13 protein-coding genes are annotated in these 15,391 nt (G+C 64.1%); 10 read left to right on the forward strand and 3 right to left on the reverse strand.

Translation table 11 applies throughout. The features are described from left to right. Nucleotides 1-23 precede the first annotated feature (23 nt). The 7 genes from ACX80Q_RS05745 (at nt 24) to holA (ending at nt 9,986) form a co-directional block, all read left to right on the forward strand. Complete coding sequence (locus tag ACX80Q_RS05745) at nt 24-764, forward strand: MIP/aquaporin family protein (protein WP_459329557.1); 741 nt, start codon at nt 24-26, stop codon at nt 762-764. 48 nt (nt 765-812) lie between these two features. Then, nucleotides 813-2,327, forward strand: coding sequence for a glycerol kinase GlpK (gene glpK, locus ACX80Q_RS05750; RefSeq protein ID WP_459329558.1), 1,515 nt, complete (start codon nt 813-815; stop codon nt 2,325-2,327). Nucleotides 2,328-2,582: 255 nt separating this feature from the next. Next, complete coding sequence (leuS, locus tag ACX80Q_RS05755; RefSeq protein WP_459329577.1) at nt 2,583-5,087, forward strand: leucine--tRNA ligase; 2,505 nt, start codon at nt 2,583-2,585, stop codon at nt 5,085-5,087. Nucleotides 5,088-5,190: 103 nt separating this feature from the next. Next, entirely contained in the window at nt 5,191-6,183 is a 993-nt protein-coding gene (locus ACX80Q_RS05760) for a DegV family protein (protein WP_459329559.1), read from the forward strand. 60 nt (nt 6,184-6,243) lie between these two features. Further along, on the forward strand, nt 6,244-7,023 hold the full coding sequence (locus tag ACX80Q_RS05765; protein ID WP_459329560.1) for a helix-hairpin-helix domain-containing protein: 780 nt from the start codon (nt 6,244-6,246) through the stop codon (nt 7,021-7,023). Then, on the forward strand, nt 7,023-8,879 hold the full coding sequence (locus ACX80Q_RS05770) for a ComEC/Rec2 family competence protein (protein WP_459329561.1): 1,857 nt from the start codon (nt 7,023-7,025) through the stop codon (nt 8,877-8,879). The genes ACX80Q_RS05765 and ACX80Q_RS05770 overlap by 1 nt, the downstream gene beginning before the upstream one ends. Before the next feature lie 99 nt (nt 8,880-8,978). After that, the gene (gene holA / locus ACX80Q_RS05775) at nt 8,979-9,986 is read left to right on the forward strand and encodes a DNA polymerase III subunit delta (protein WP_459329562.1); all 1,008 of its coding nucleotides are present in this window, start codon (nt 8,979-8,981) and stop codon (nt 9,984-9,986) included. Nucleotides 9,987-10,132: 146 nt separating this feature from the next. Here holA and ACX80Q_RS05780 read toward each other — a convergent pair whose 3' ends face one another. After that, the gene (locus ACX80Q_RS05780) at nt 10,133-10,414 is read right to left on the reverse strand and encodes a hypothetical protein (protein ID WP_459329563.1); all 282 of its coding nucleotides are present in this window, start codon (nt 10,412-10,414) and stop codon (nt 10,133-10,135) included. Nucleotides 10,415-10,609: 195 nt separating this feature from the next. On the opposite strand from ACX80Q_RS05780, the gene ACX80Q_RS05785 reads away from it, so the two are divergent. Then, nucleotides 10,610-10,981 (forward strand): hypothetical protein, encoded by a 372-nt coding sequence (locus tag ACX80Q_RS05785; RefSeq protein ID WP_459329564.1) that lies wholly within the window; start codon nt 10,610-10,612, stop codon nt 10,979-10,981. A 23-nt stretch (nt 10,982-11,004) separates the two neighbouring features. Here ACX80Q_RS05785 and rpsT read toward each other — a convergent pair whose 3' ends face one another. Together rpsT and ACX80Q_RS05795 are read right to left on the reverse strand one after the other, a co-directional pair. Continuing rightward, the gene (gene rpsT / locus ACX80Q_RS05790; RefSeq protein ID WP_103465789.1) at nt 11,005-11,265 is read right to left on the reverse strand and encodes a 30S ribosomal protein S20; all 261 of its coding nucleotides are present in this window, start codon (nt 11,263-11,265) and stop codon (nt 11,005-11,007) included. A gap of 181 nt (nt 11,266-11,446) precedes the next feature. After that, entirely contained in the window at nt 11,447-12,025 is a 579-nt protein-coding gene (locus ACX80Q_RS05795; RefSeq protein WP_459329565.1) for a type II toxin-antitoxin system PemK/MazF family toxin, read from the reverse strand. Nucleotides 12,026-12,190: 165 nt separating this feature from the next. Between ACX80Q_RS05795 and lepA the strand changes: the two genes are divergently transcribed. Beyond that, nucleotides 12,191-14,047 (forward strand): translation elongation factor 4, encoded by a 1,857-nt coding sequence (gene lepA, locus ACX80Q_RS05800; RefSeq protein ID WP_459329566.1) that lies wholly within the window; start codon nt 12,191-12,193, stop codon nt 14,045-14,047. Next, nucleotides 14,044-15,273 carry a radical SAM family heme chaperone HemW gene (gene hemW / locus ACX80Q_RS05805; RefSeq protein ID WP_459329567.1) on the forward strand — a complete coding sequence of 410 codons (1,230 nt, stop codon included), beginning with the start codon at nt 14,044-14,046 and terminating at the stop codon, nt 15,271-15,273. Before lepA ends, hemW begins: the two co-directional genes overlap by 4 nt. Nucleotides 15,274-15,391 lie beyond the last annotated feature (118 nt).

Raw genomic sequence — 15,391 nt, forward strand, 5'->3', positions numbered from 1 at the left:
TTACCAACCAAAAGGAGTCAAAGATGTCTCTTGGAATTGTGTTCCTGTCTGAAGTGATGGGAACCATGATGCTGACCCTGCTGGGTTGTGGTGTTGTGGCCAACGTTGCCTTGAAGGGAAATAAGGGCAACGGTGGCGGTTTTCTCATGGTCAACTGGGGTTGGGGCCTGGCCGTCATGGCCGGTGTCTTTGTAGCCGCCAAATCCGGTGCCCATTTGAACCCAGCTGTAACAGTAGGTGTCGCCGCAAGCGGCGCCAAGGAATTTGTCCCCGGCGTCCCGGTTGATGCCGCGTCCATGTTCACCTATTTCGGCGGGGAGTTGGTCGGCGCGTTCATCGGTGCCGTGGTCTGCTGGTTGGCGTACAAGCAGCACTTCGATGCAGAACCCGAAGCCGCCACCAAGTTGGGTGTCTTCTCCACAGGACCGGCCATTCGCAACAACGTATGGAATCTCGTCACTGAAATCATCGGCACCTTTGTTCTGGTCTTCGTCATCTTGATGTTCGGCAACCAGCCGAACCAGCTTGGCCCGCTGGCCGTGGCACTTCTGGTGGTTGGTATCGGCGCATCCCTCGGTGGACCCACCGGCTATGCCATCAACCCGGCACGTGACCTTGGGCCGCGCATTGCCCACGCACTGCTTCCCATCAAGGGCAAGGGTTCCAGCGACTGGGCCTACTCCTGGGTCCCGATCGTCGGACCCCTGATCGGTGGCCTGCTCGGTGGCCTCATGTCCCAGTGGCTCCCGCTTCTGGTCAAGTAGACCCGTCATCAGCCTTCCTGCACCAATTTCCTACAGAAAGAAACAATGATGTCTCAATATGTAATTGCCATTGACCAGGGAACCACCAGCAGCCGTGCGATCGTTTTCGATCATGATGGCAACATCGTCTCCACCGGCCAGCTCGAACACGAGCAGATCTTCCCCAAAGCCGGTTGGGTGGAGCACAACGCCGCAGAGATCTGGAACAACACCCGCGAGGTGATCGGCACAGCGCTGGCCCAGGCCAACCTGACCCGTCACGACATTGTGGGCGTGGGCATCACCAACCAACGCGAGACGGCAGTTGTCTGGGACAAGAACACCGGCGTGCCGGTCTACAACGCCATCGTGTGGCAGGACACCCGCACGCAGGACATTGTGGATCAGCTGGCAGCTGATGGCGGCGTGGAGCGCTTCAAGGCCAAGGTTGGCCTGCCCCTGGCCACCTACTTCTCCGGCACCAAAATCAAGTGGATCCTTGACAACGTTGAGGGCGCCCGCGCCCGCGCCGAAGCCGGGGACCTGCTCTTTGGCAACACCGACAGCTGGGTCACCTGGAACCTCACGGGTGGCCCGGATGGCGGCGTGCACATCACGGACGTCACCAACGCCTCCCGCACCATGTTCATGGACCTGGAGACGCTGTCCTGGGATGAGGAGATCCTGGCCATCTTCGGTGTGCCGAAGTCAATGATGCCAGCCATCAAGTCCTCCTCCGAGGTCTACGGCCACGTCCACACCTCGCAGTTGCTGCGCGAGGTCCCCGTGGCCGGCATCCTGGGTGACCAGCAGGCGGCAACGTTCGGCCAGGCCGCCTTCAACCAGGGCGAAGCCAAGAACACCTACGGCACGGGCTGCTTCCTGATCTTCAACACGGGTACGGAAATTGTCCACTCGAAGAACGGTCTGCTCACCACGCTTGGCTACAAGCTTGGCGACGCAGCCCCGCATTACGCCCTTGAGGGTTCCATCGCTGTCACGGGTTCCTTGATCCAGTGGCTGCGCGACAATATCGGCATGATCAGCTCGGCTCCCGAGGTTGAGGAGCTGGCTGCGTCGGTGGAGAACAACGGTGGCGTGTACATTGTTCCGGCGTTCTCCGGCCTCTTCGCCCCGTATTGGCGTTCCGATGCCCGCGGCGCCATTGTGGGACTCACCCGCTTTGTGAACAAGAGCCACATTGCCCGTGCGGCCTTGGAGGCAACAGCGTTCCAGACCCGCGAGGTGCTCGATGCCGTCAACGCCGATTCCGGCGTGGATTTGACCGAGTTGAAGGTCGACGGCGGCATGGTCGCCAACGACGCCCTCATGCAGTTCCAGGCCGACATTCTGGGTGTGCCGGTGATCCGTCCCAAGGTTACCGAGACCACAGCGCTCGGTGCGGCCTACGCTGCCGGCCTGGCCGTGGGCTTCTGGAAAGATCTGGGCGAACTGCGGTCCAACTGGGCCGAGGACAAGCGCTGGGAGCCGAACATGGATCCGGCGGAGCGTGACCGCCAGATGCGCCTGTGGAAGAAGGCAGTGACCAAGTCCATGGACTGGGTCGACGAGGACGTGCTCTAAGCGCACCTCATGAACGACGGCGGGGCCCCACCCAGGTGGGCGTCCCGCCGTCGTACTTTAATTGCGCTTCCCAGTGCAGTTGCGGCAACGTGGACGTGGCAGGCAAGTGCGCTAAAGTAAAGGGGTGCAGACAAACCTTCTCCTTACCTAGCCGCATTGAATTGATGCGGCCGCCCCTTGCCATGTCGAGGGGCTTTTGTGTGTGACGGGCCAGACGGTGCAATAAAGCCAATGATGAATGAAGAGGCAGGGTACGTGAGCGTGCAGTCCCAGACTGAAGAAAACAGCGAAGAGGGCGTCTACAATTTCGCCGCGATGGAAGCCAAATGGCCGGCCATCTGGGACGATCTTAAGGTGTTTACGCCCCTTGACGACGGCTCCAAGGAACGGCGCTACGTCCTTGACATGTTCCCGTACCCCTCCGGCGACCTGCACATGGGCCACGCCGAAGCCTTCGCCATGGGCGATGTTGTCTCCCGCTACTGGCGCCAGCTCGGCTACGACGTGCTGCACCCGATCGGCTGGGACTCCTTTGGCCTGCCCGCCGAGAACGCCGCCATCAAGCGCAACGCCCATCCCAGCGAGTGGACGTACGCCAACATCGACACCCAGGCGGAGTCGTTCAAACGCTACGCCATCTCCGTGGACTGGTCACGCCGCCTGCAGACCTCCGACCCCGAGTACTACCGGTGGACGCAGTGGCTGTTCAAGCGTTTCCACGAGCGTGGCCTGGCCTACCGGAAGAACTCACCGGTCAACTGGTGCCCCACGGACCAGACGGTGCTGGCCAACGAGCAGGTCGTCAACGGCGCCTGCGAACGCTGTGGCACCATTGTCACCAAGAAGTCCCTGAACCAGTGGTACTTCAAGATCACCGACTACGCCGACCGCCTGCTGGACGACATGGACGCGCTGAAGGGCCACTGGCCGGACCGCGTGCTGGCCATGCAGAAGAACTGGATCGGCCGCTCCGAGGGCGCCCACGTCACCTTCGTGATTGAATCTGCCGGCGAAGAGAAGCCGCAGCAGGAACTCACCGTCTTCACCACCCGCCCGGACACCCTGTACGGTGCCACGTTCTTTGTGGTGGCAGCGGATGCGCCCCTGGCCCTTGACCTTGTCACGGCCGAGCACGCAGAGGCCCTCAGCGACTACCGCGAGCAGGTCAAGGCACTGAGCGACATTGAGCGCCAGTCCACCGAACGCCCCAAGTCGGGGGTGTTCACGGGCCGCTACGCCATCAACCCGCTGACGGGTGAAAAGCTGCCCGTGTGGGCCGCCGACTACGTGCTGGCCGACTACGGCACCGGCGCCATCATGGCCGTGCCCGCCCACGACCAGCGCGACCTCGACTTTGCCAAGGCCTTCGACCTGCCTGTCCAGGCAGTTCTGGACACCGGCATGGAGGACCCCGCAGAAACCGGCACCGCCAGCACCGGGGAGGGCACGCTGATCAACTCCGGTGAGCTCAACGGCCTGTCCAAGGCTGAGGGCATCCCGGCAGCGATCGACATTCTGGAAAAGCTGGGCACGGGCAAGAAGTTCATCAACTTCCGCCTGCGTGACTGGCTGCTCTCCCGCCAGCGTTTCTGGGGCACCCCCATCCCCATCATCCACTGCGCCGACTGTGGCGAGGTTCCCGTGCCGGATGACCAGCTGCCCGTGCGCCTGCCGGACAACCTGCGCGGCGAGGACCTCTCCCCGAAGGGCACCTCCCCGCTGGCGGCTGCTGCCGACTGGGTCAACGTGGACTGCCCCAGCTGTGGCAAGCCCGCCAAGCGCGACACCGACACCATGGACACGTTCGTTGACTCGTCCTGGTACTTCCTGCGCTTCGCCTCACCGGACTACACCGAGGGTCCGTTTGACCCGGCCAAGATCAATGACTGGATGCCCGTTGGCCAGTACGTGGGTGGCGTGGAGCACGCCATCTTGCACCTGCTGTACGCGCGTTTCTTCACCAAGGTCATCCACGACATGGGCATGCTGGACGCCACCGAGCCCTTCAGTGCGCTGCTGAACCAGGGCCAGGTGCTTAACGGCGGCAAGTCGATGAGCAAGTCCCTGGGCAACGGTGTTGACCTGGGCGAGCAGCTGGACAAGTTCGGTGTTGACGCCGTGCGCCTGACCATGGTCTTTGCCGGTCCTCCCGAGGACGACGTCGACTGGGCGGACGTTTCGCCGTCGGGCTCGGCCAAGTTCCTGGCCCGTGCCTGGCGCCTGGCGCGTGACGTTGCCAGCGAGCCGGGCACCGACCCGGCCGCCGGGGACGCCGCGCTGCGTTCGCTGACCCACCGCACGGTCCATGAGGCCAAGGCCCTGCTGGAAGGCCACAAGTTCAACGTGGTGGTGGCCAAGCTCATGGAACTGGTCAACGCCACCCGCAAGGTCATCGACTCCGGTGCCGGCGCAGGCGACCCGGCCGTCCGTGAGGCTGCCGAAGCCGTGGCCGTTGTGCTGAGCCTCTTTGCCCCGTACACGGCCGAGGACATGTGGAACACCCTGGGCCACCCGGCCTCGGTTGCCAACGCCGGCTTCCCGGCGGTGGAGGAGGCCCTGCTGGTGCAGCAGAGCGTCACAGCCGTTGTGCAGGTCCAGGGCAAGGTCAAGGACCGCCTGGAGGTGTCCCCTGACATCACCGAGGCGGCCTTGCGCGAGCTGGCCCTGGCCTCCGAGCCGGTGCAGAAGGCACTTGACGGCCGCGGCATCCGCACAGTGATTGTCCGTGCGCCTAAACTGGTGAATATTGTTCCTGCCTAGGCAGGAGTGACACCGCAGGTTCATGCCGCACGCATGAACCGCACGTGCCCTCCTCGCCCCCACGGGCGTTGGAGGGCACTTCTGTTTTGGGAAAGGCGGACCGGTGGTACCTGACACAAGCGCTGCGCGCACCTGGATCCGTGCGCAGGTCCAGCGGCTGCGCCCCAAACCTGGGCCGGACGAGTCCGCGCCGCAGCTGCCCAAGCCCCGGATCGCCGTCGTGACCGATTCCGCCGCCGCCCTGCCCCCGGAATGGGTGGGCTGGTTCGCCCAGAGCCTGCAGCTGAGCGTGGTGCCCATGCCCGTGGTCATCGGCGAGCACGTCTATTCCGACGACGACGCCGAGCTGGAGACCCACATCTCCCTCGCCTTGGTCTCCGGCACCAGCGTAAAAACTTCCCGCCCGTCGCCTGGCCAATTTGACCGGGCGTACAGGAATGCCGCTGAGGCAGGATTTGAGGCAGTAGTTTCGCTTCACATCTCCAGCAAACTTTCGGGAACGTTCGACGCCGCGCATCTTGCCGGGCAGCGGGCAACCCTACCGGTGCACGTGCTGGATTCGGGCACGGTGGGCATGGGGCAGGGCATTGGTGTCCAGGCTGCCGTGGCCGCTGCCTTGGCGGGAGCTGACGCCGAAGCCGTCCAGGCGGCCGCCAGTGCCGCCATTGCGGCCACTGACGTGTACTTCTATGTGCCCAGCCTGGAGCAGCTGCGCCGCGGCGGACGCATCAGCATGGCCTCCTCGTGGCTGGGGACAGTGCTGGACATCAAGCCAATTCTGGGGATTAGGGACGGCTCAGTGGTTCCCCTGGAAAAGGTGCGCTCGGCGGCCAAGGCCATTGCCCGGCTGCAGGAGCTGGCCGCTGTCAACATTGCGGCCCGCGGCGCAGCAAAAACGCAAGTCAGCGTGCACCACTTTGGCAACGAGGACCAGGCCCGCGCCCTGGATGAAGCCCTGCATCTTGCCTGCCCGGGGCTGGGTTCTTCGACCCTGACCAGATTGCCCGCCGTCCTGGCCGCCCATGCCGGCCTTGGCGTCCTGGTGGTTGTTGTTGCCGACTCCCTTGTTCCTCCACAGGCGGAGCTGCAACCGTAGTTGTTCACAGCGGGGTCTATTGGGGTCCCGATGCACCCCTTGTGGGCCTACCGTGAGTTCATGAGCGGTGTTGGTGGTGACTCGAGCTGGACCCCACGGGGGTCCGGCAGGTCCTCCTTGGCTGGCTCGCAGCCTGCTGCCCGCGGGCCGCGCTGGATTATCTCACTACGGGCCCTGGTGGTTGTGCTGGCCATGCTGGCGGCCGCGGTGGGCGTGCTCTGGATTGAGTCGGCCAGCGTGCAGGGCGCGTCGGCAGGACTTGGTGCACAGGAGTTGGGGAAGGTGACGGTCCCGCCGGTACGGGGCGCCGCGGGGTCCTTGCAGGCTTCCTCTTCGGCACAGGGTGGCGCCGCTGCAGCCACGAGCGCCGCCGTTCCGGGCAGCACGACCGCTGCGCCCTCGGCGGGCTTGTTGGTGCATGTGGCGGGCGCCGTCAAGAACCCGGGTGTGTACATCCTGCCAGTGGGCAGCAGGGCCTTCCAGGCTGTGGAGGCGGCCGGGGGCGCCCTGCCCGCGGCGGAACTGTCAGCACTCAATCTTGCCGCCCAACTCAGCGACGGCACGCAACTTCTGGTTCCCACCAAGGGGCAGCCGGTGCTGCCGGCAGCCCCGGCCAGTGGTGCCGGACCGCCGGTCCAAAAAGTGGGTCCACTGATCAATCTCAACACTGCCTCCGCCGCGGACCTTGACGCCCTGCCCGGTGTTGGCCCGGTTCTGGCGCAGCGGATTGTTGCCTGGCGCATTGATCATGGGCCGTTTGTCTCCGTCGATGCCCTGGACGCCGTTTCAGGAATCGGAGCCACCTTGCTGGCCGGCCTTCGGGACTTGGTGACTGTCTGATGAGGGCGCGTGATCCGCTGTGGGCCCGCTTCGCCAAGGCCGCTGTGGGCGGGGCTCGGCAAGTCGAGGACACCACCCGCCTGCCACGCCTGCGCAACGTGCTGGGCAAGGTGGGCCGCCGTCTTGCGCAAGCACGTCAAGATCAGGCAATCGCCACTGTGCGCAGACGGGCTGACATCAGGTTGCTGCCGGCCGTGGCAGCCACCTGGGTAGCGGCGGCCATCGCCATCACCGTGGACGGGCCGTGGCTTTTGGGCGGCGCAGCGGTTCTGGGTGCCGGCTTGATGGCCGCCGTTGCCCTGTTCTGGCTTCGCCGCTCTATTCGGGGTGCTGCCATGCCGGGGAGCGGTGCGGCGGGCCCACAGCGGGGGCTATGGGGAACAGTTCGCGGAGTGTTGGCGACTGGCGTGGCCACTGGGCTTGTCGTGGCCTTCTGCGTTGCCGCCGTATTGACGGCAGTTGGCTTGCGGCACGCCGCCTCCGCCTCTTCTGCCCTGGCACAAACTGTCGGCCGGGGCGAGGAACTGGCGCTGAGCATTGAGGTGGGTACGGTGCCGCGCGCCCTGGAATCCGGACGTGGCCCTGCCCAACTCATCTTCGATGCCGTTGTTGTCAGTGCCACCGCCAACGGACGCACCATGACCGGTCGGGTGCCCGTCCGGGTTGTTGCGGCAGCCAACTGGGGTGCGGTTCAGCCGGGGGACAGGGTCACTACAGCCGGCAAGGTTGCGCCAACGGCAGCAAGCGGTCACACGGCGGGCTTTCTGCACCCGGCCACCGCGCCCCTGGACGTGACGCCCGTACGCACGGGGTTGAACGCAGCTGTTGCGGACATGCGATCGTCCTGGGTGGAGTCAGTGAAACAAGTTTGGGTGCCGCTGAGCCCCGATGCGGCGGCCATGCTGCCGGGGATGGTCATGGGGGAGCGCAGCGGCATGGACGCTCCACTCAACGAGGCCATGAAGGTGGTTGGGCTGACACACCTGACAGCCGTCAGCGGCACCAACTGCACCCTAGTGTTGGCTTCGCTGACCCTGCTGGTGCGGTCACTGCGGGCGCCAAGAGCTGCGGCATTGCTCACCTCAGGTGCCGGGCTGCTGGGTTTCGTTGTGCTGGTGGGACCAGATCCCAGCGTGCTCCGTGCTGCCGTCATGGGTGCCATTGGGGCATTGGCCATCATGGGTGGACGGCCCAAGCGGGTTGGCGCCCTGCTCTGCGTGAGCATTCTGGTTCTACTGCTGGCGGATCCCTGGCTAGCTGCGGATTTTGCCTTCATCTTGTCAGTGCTGGCTACGTTGGGGATTCATCTGGTGGGGCGGCGCTGTGTGGACTGGCTGGCCGCCTGGTGGCCCGTGTGGTTGGCACAGGCAGTGGCCATACCGTTGGCGGCACAATTGCTCTGCGCCCCGGTGATTGTCCTGCTGCAGCCACGCCTGACCCCCTACACAATTCCCGCCAACATGCTGGCGGCGCCCGTTGTAGCCCTGGTGACCACGGTGGGCACGTTGGGGCTGGTGGTGGCTGCCGTACTGCCCGCCATCGCCTCGGCGTGTGCCTTCGTCAGTGGCCTGGGCGCCTGGTGGGTGGCCACGCTTTCGCGGTGGATGGCGGAACTGCCCGCGGCTAGTTTGCCGTGGCCAGCGGGCCTTGACGGTGTTCTCCTGATGGCTGTCTTGAACGCCGTGACACTCACTGCCCTGTTCGCACTTGTGGAGCAGGAACGCGCCAAGGCAGCAACTGTGCGCGTGTTGCGATTGTTTCCGCCCAGGTGGCGTGCCCGCTTCGGTTTTGGCACTGTGGTGTTTCTTGCCGCGGTGGCCACAGCGTGGTGGTGCGCGGCCGTTGTGAGGTTGTGAGAGCGTGAAACCAAGGGAGCCGGTCCTGGCCGGGTTGGGAATCACCAGCAGGGATGGCACAGTAGATGCTGTGAATAATGCGTGGACAGGACAGCAACCATGAGCCCGGCACCCAGGGCCGCACAGCGTCCGTCAGCGGGCGCCGATTGGCGTGATGTTCCCCTTGCCCCGGTGGTGTTGCTTTTTGGTCCGGAGGACTTCATTGCAAGCCGCGCGGTGGATGACATCAGGGCCAAGCTCCGGGCGCAGAATCCGGACCTGGAATTGACCTCCCTGGACGCATCCAGCTACACGGCCGGAGCGCTGGGCATGGTGGCCAGCCCGTCACTGTTCAGCGAGCCCAAGCTGATCCAGGCCACGGCCCTGGCCAGCATGAGCGATGATTTCTTGATCGACGCCCTCGCCTATATTAAGGATCCGGCGCCCGATGTGACCGTTGTGCTGGTTCACGGCGGCGGCACCCGGGGCAAGAAGCTCCTTGATGCGCTCAAGGCCCTCGGTGTCCCGCGGGTGGAGTGCCAGCCCCTGAAGAAGGATGCCGAGAAATCTTCCTTTGTCAGCGCAGAGTTCTCCAGGGCAAAGCGCCGCATCGATGCCCAGGCCGTCCACGCCCTGGTGGCGGCCGTGGGTGCAAGCCTGTCCGAGCTCGCCGCTGCCTGTTCCCAACTGATAGCCGACACCACCGGAATGGTCAGCAGCGATGACGTGGACAAGTACTACGGCGGCAGGGTCGAGGCCACTGCCTTCCGCGTCGCCGATGCCGCGCTGGCCGGCAACGCCCCGGTTGCCTTGTCCACGCTGCGCCATGCCCTGGCCACTGGGGTTGATCCGGTTCCGCTAGTTGCCGCCCTGGCCATGAAGGTCCGTCAGGTCGCCAAGGTGTATTCCCTGCGCGGTAGTTCGGCCCAACTGGCCCGCGACTTGGGCATGTCGCCGTGGCAGGTGGACGCTGCGCGCCGTGATGCCGGTCATTGGAGTGGAGAGGCCCTTGTAGCGGCCATTAAAGTCCTGGCTGAGGCTGATGCCCAGGTCAAGGGCGCGGCTAGGGACCCCGTCTATGCGGTGGAGCGGGCAGTCATTGTCATTGCCACGAGCGCACGGCGCTGACAGGTAGGGAGCCGGCGGGGTTGGGGCAAGCCCAGCTGGCCAGTTTTTGTGAACTGCAGCTCGGGGAATTGCGTTTCGGACAAGGTTGATCCGCGCAGCCCGCTGGGGGACCGGCACGGCTCAACGTCGTGGGATATGTCATGCTGCTAGCTGTCTGTGAGTTCGCCAACCATCCACAGTTTCCCCGTGACGCAGTCGCGCCCCGACCATGAGTCCATAAACGAATCAACGCCACCTCCGCCAATATCCAGGGGCACCCCGGAGTGCGCCACAACCGTGTTGCTCGCATCCAAAATTTCAAAGGACTTCGAGTCCCCTCTGACGTTGTACCCTTGTGGCCACACCAGTGTGACTGGATCTTCCGCCGTGCCGGCATGGACGCAGCCGTTTGCGTCAATGGCCAACGACGCCCGAAGTAGTGCTTGCATGCCGCTTGGCTGGGACACATTGGAGGTGACTACTCGAAGGGCTTGCTGCCCTTGGATATCACTGGCGATGCTGCCCTTTCGGAGGAAAGGGGCCGGCTGGGTGCTGCCGAAGGGCCACTGGTGAATTGTGACGGGGACATGGTCTGGAATCCGGACACTGCGGAACTGACCGTTCAGATGTAGAGCGGGGATGCCGTGAACGAGGCTCGGTCCATTCTGTCCGGGGCAAAGACAGCACTCAAGACCAAGGTGGTGCAGGTGAAATACGCGGCGAACGAGTTGGCTGGCCTCGCCACTCAACTTTTGGGCAATCAGCGTCAGTGGGCGGGCGCGACCGGTATTGGTGGTGGGTATGAGCCACAGTCCAACCGAGTAGTCCTGCAAGTCGATCGCGGATACAAGGACGCTTCAGGTCTTATTGCGGCCATTGACCAGCTGAACGACCCGCGGGTTTCCCGCCAGCTCGTCGAGTCAGTAGCTGGGTGGATGCCCGAAGTCCGCGTCGACAACTTATCTGCCCTGTTAAATACGTTGGGCCCCCACCAATGGTGGGGGCCCAACGTTTGAGTTGCGAAGCAGATCAGCTTCTCTTAGAGGGCGTTAACCTTCTTGGAGATGGCTGACTTGCGGTTGGCAGCGTTGTTGGCGTGGATAACGCCCTTGCTGACAGCCTTGTCCAGCTTGCGGCCTGCATTCACCAATGCAACCACAGCTGCATCCTTGTCGGCCTTGGCCACTGCCGTGTTTACTGCACGGATAGCGGTCTTCAGCTCGGACCGAACGGAGAGGTTGCGCTGACGCGCCTTCTCGTTGGTGAGGATGCGCTTCTTCTGAGACTTGATATTAGCCACGTTGTATAACTCTCTTTTGATACGTAAATTCGGTCGTAGAGGGCGTAGCTTGACCGTTGACAGCGGCGTGGGGATGCTCGAATTATGGTGAACGTCAGGTCAAGCTGCTGTACCCGCCGACCTGCACGGGCACACACTAATAAAAATTCTATCAGATCAGTGACTAACGGCAGGTGTGAGATTACTTCCAGCCGTGTCGCTGGCGCAGCCCCGCGGCCACTGCGGCAAAGCGCTTGGCATCGAGTACGGCGCCGTCACGGCGCAGATCGGCCTCGGCCACCTGCAGGACCCGGTCGAGCTTGACCTCGCTGGGCCGGCCCTGACGGTCCCACCCGCCGGTGCCAATGTCCACGTAGTCGTTGTCTCCCCGCCGGTCAGTGCTGTGGTCCTTGCTGGTGAGCATGAGTGCCAGCAGCCGCTTCCCGGAGCGGCCCACCACCAGCACGGGCCTGTCCTTGCCCTGGCTGTAGTCCTCCTCGAAGGGTACCCAGGTCCACACGATTTCACCCGGGTCAGCAGCGCCGTCGGGCTTGGGGGAATAGCCCACGGTGGAAGTTCCGGTGAAATCGCCCGGGTAGGGGGCATGCAGGCCTGTGATCTGCCCGGGGCGCTGGGCCGGGCGCGAACCCGCCCTGGGGGTGGGCTTGCCACCGGGCTTCCCGCCCTGGCGGGGGCGCGTCGGTGCGGACTTCCCGGGGCTGAAAAGGGTGCGGGCAATTGAACGCAGAAGGCCAATGATGCGGTCGGTTGTTGAAGGCATGGCTTCTACAGTAGCGAATGGGGCTCTCGGTTCTCATCTGGGGCCCTAAACGTGGGAGACTTGAAGGCAGTTAGTGTCCGCCCGTTCACCGCGCGGACACACCCCCTGCACGGTGGCGGTTAATCCTCTGCCATCCCTGCGTTCACGCAACAGTAAGGAACACCAGTGTCACCCATGGCCCGCACTGCTCCGGTGCCCGCCGCGACCGATCCGGCGATCATCAGGAACTTCTGCATCATCGCTCACATTGACCACGGGAAATCAACCCTGGCGGACCGGATGCTCCAGCTCACTGGAGTCGTCAAGCAGCGTGACATGAAAGCCCAGTACCTGGACCGGATGGATATTGAGCGTGAACGCGGTATCACCATCAAGTCCCAGGCAGTCCGCATCCCCTGGGAGGTTGATGGCACGGCCTACTGCTTGAACATGATTGACACCCCGGGCCACGTTGACTTCACCTATGAGGTGTCCCGGTCGCTGGCCGCCTGCGAAGGTGCCATCCTGCTGGTGGATGCCGCGCAGGGTATTGAGGCCCAGACACTGGCCAACCTGTACCTGGCCATGGAGAACAACCTCACCATCATCCCGGTGCTGAACAAGATTGACCTCCCGGCCGCCCAGCCGGAGAAGTACGCGCTGGAGCTGGCCAACCTGATTGGCGGCAAGCCGGAGGACGTCTTGATGGTTTCCGGCAAGACGGGTGTTGGCGTTGAGGAACTGCTGGACCTGATCGTCCGCGATCTGCCGGCACCCGTTGGCGATCCCAATGCGCCGGCACGCGCCATGATTTTTGACTCCGTGTATGACACCTACCGTGGCGTTGTCACCTACGTCCGCGTCATTGACGGCAGCCTGAGCCCGCGCGAAAAAATTCAGATGATGTCCACCCGCGCCACCCACGAGCTGCTGGAAATTGGTGTCAGCGCCCCGGAGCCCACCCCCTCCAAGGGTCTGGGTGTTGGCGAGGTTGGCTACCTGATCACGGGCGTGAAGGACGTGCGCCTGTCCAAGGTGGGCGACACCGTCACCACGTTCAGCAAGCCCGCATCGGAGGCCCTGGCCGGCTACCACGACGCCAAGCCCATGGTGTTCTCCGGCCTGTACCCCATGGACGGCACGGACTACCCGGTGTTGCGTGACGCACTGGAAAAGCTCATGCTCAATGACGCAGCCCTGATTTACGAACCGGAAACCTCCGCGGCCCTCGGCTTCGGCTTCCGTGTGGGCTTCCTGGGCCTGCTGCACCTGGAAATTACGCGTGAGCGTCTGGAGCGCGAACACAACCTTGACCTGATCTCCACAGCCCCCAATGTGGAATACGAGGTCACCCTCGAGGACAAGAAGGTTGTCCACGTCACCAACCCCAGTGAATACCCTTCGGGCAAAATTGCCGAGGTGCGCGAGCCCATGGTGGCCGCCACCATCTTGGCTCCCACAGAGTTCGTGGGCGCCATCATGGAACTGTGCCAGACCCGCCGAGGAATTTTGGGTGGCATGGACTACCTCTCCGAAGACCGCGTCGAGATCCGCTACCGCCTGCCGCTGGCCGAGATTGTCTTTGACTTCTTCGACATCCTCAAGTCCAAGACCCGCGGCTACGGCTCCCTTGACTGGAAGGCCGACGGCGATCAGGTCGCCGACCTTGTCAAGGTCGACATCCTGCTCCAGGGCGAGCAAGTGGATGCCTTCAGCGCCATCACCCACCGGGACAAGGCCTACGCCTACGGTGTCATGATGACCGGCAAGCTCCGTGAACTGATCCCGCGCCAGCAGTTCGAGGTGCCCATTCAGGCTGCCATCGGTGCCCGCATCATTGCCCGCGAAAGCATCCGAGCCATCCGCAAGGATGTCCTGGCCAAGTGCTACGGCGGTGACATTTCCCGTAAGCGCAAGCTGTTGGAAAAGCAGAAGGAAGGCAAGAAGCGCATGAAGATGGTGGGCCGGGTTGAGGTACCCCAGGAGGCCTTCATCGCCGCGCTGACAACTGCCGAAGCGCCCAAGGACAAGTCAAAGAAGTGACACCCAGCGCTTTACCCCTTGGCGATCCGGCCCCGGCCGACGGTATCCTGCCCGCGCAGGCTGCCGTCGGCGCGGCGGACCGCAAATTCAGCCTGTACACGCACATCCCTTTTTGTGCCGTGCGTTGCGGCTACTGCGATTTCAACACCTATACGGCCACGGAACTTGGCGGCGGTGCGTCACAGGACGCCTACGCCGAAACCGCCGTCCGCGAAGTGGAGTTTGCCGCCCGGGCCATGGCAGCCTCCGGCCTGCCCCCTCGCAAACTCAGCACCGTCTTCTTTGGCGGTGGCACACCCACCCTCCTGCCCGCCGGCGACCTCACCCGCATTCTGGGTGCCGCCGTCGAACAGTGGGGTCTGGAGGACGGGGCCGAGGTCACCACTGAAGCCAACCCGGACTCCGTCACCAAGGAATCGCTGCAGGACTTGTTCGACGGCGGATTCACCCGTGTGTCCTTTGGCATGCAGTCGGCCGTTCCGCACGTTTTGAAGGTCCTGGACAGGACCCACAACCCAGAGCGGGTTCCGCAGGCCGTGGCCTGGGCGCGCGAGGTTGGCCTGAACGTGAGCGTTGACTTGATCTACGGCACCCCGGGGGAGTCGATCGCCGATTGGGAGACGTCCGTGCGGACGGCCCTGAGCTACGAGCCCGACCATATTTCCGCGTACTCGCTCATTGTTGAGGAGGGCACCAAGCTGGCCGCCCAAATCCGCCGTGGCCAGGTTCCCAACATCGACGACGACGACCACGCCGTCAAGTATGAGCTTGCCGATGCCCTCTTCACCGAGGCCGGGTTGTCTTGGTATGAGGTCAGCAATTGGTCACGGACCCCGGCGGATGCCTGCCAGCACAACCTGGCCTACTGGCGGGGGGATGATTGGTGGGGGATCGGCCCCGGAGCCCACTCCCACGTTGGGGGTGTGCGCTGGTGGAACGTCAAACACCCCACGGCCTACGCCAACCGACTCGACAAGGGGGAATCGCCTGCTGCCGGTAGGGAAACCCTTGACGCGGACACCCGGGCCATGGAACGCATCATGCTGACCTCGCGCCTGTCCGAGGGCCTGGCCATCAACACGCTCAGCCCCGAAGCTCGCAAGGCTGTGGCGGGGCTCATTGCCCAGGAACTGGTGGATCCGCTCAAGGCCTTCGCCGGCACCCTGGTGCTGACCCTCAAGGGCCGCCTCTTGGGCGACGCCGTGACCAGGGCCCTGCTGGACTAGCCGCCTTGACGGTGATTGATCTTGGTCTCAGCCACATCGGTGGCTGAGGGCGTGGGGGAGAGGGGGGGGGGGGGGGGGGGTTGTGTGCCCCCCCCCCCCCCTCGCCCCCCCCCCCCTT

Source organism: Arthrobacter sp. HLT1-20 (genome assembly GCF_054510895.1).

What these genes read in the sequence shown, in the direction of transcription:
- ACX80Q_RS05745 (WP_459329557.1), top strand. Translation starts at nt 24, where the DNA reads ATGTCTCTTGGAATTGTGTTCCTGTCTGAAGTGATGGGAACCATGATG.
- glpK (WP_459329558.1), top strand. Translation starts at nt 813, where the DNA reads ATGTCTCAATATGTAATTGCCATTGACCAGGGAACCACCAGCAGCCGT.
- ACX80Q_RS05765 (WP_459329560.1), top strand. Translation starts at nt 6,244, where the DNA reads ATGAGCGGTGTTGGTGGTGACTCGAGCTGGACCCCACGGGGGTCCGGC.
- ACX80Q_RS05770 (WP_459329561.1), top strand. Translation starts at nt 7,023, where the DNA reads ATGAGGGCGCGTGATCCGCTGTGGGCCCGCTTCGCCAAGGCCGCTGTG.
- holA (WP_459329562.1), top strand. Translation starts at nt 8,979, where the DNA reads ATGAGCCCGGCACCCAGGGCCGCACAGCGTCCGTCAGCGGGCGCCGAT.
- ACX80Q_RS05780 (WP_459329563.1), bottom strand. Translation starts at nt 10,414, where the DNA reads ATGCAAGCACTACTTCGGGCGTCGTTGGCCATTGACGCAAACGGCTGC.
- ACX80Q_RS05795 (WP_459329565.1), bottom strand. Translation starts at nt 12,025, where the DNA reads ATGCCTTCAACAACCGACCGCATCATTGGCCTTCTGCGTTCAATTGCC.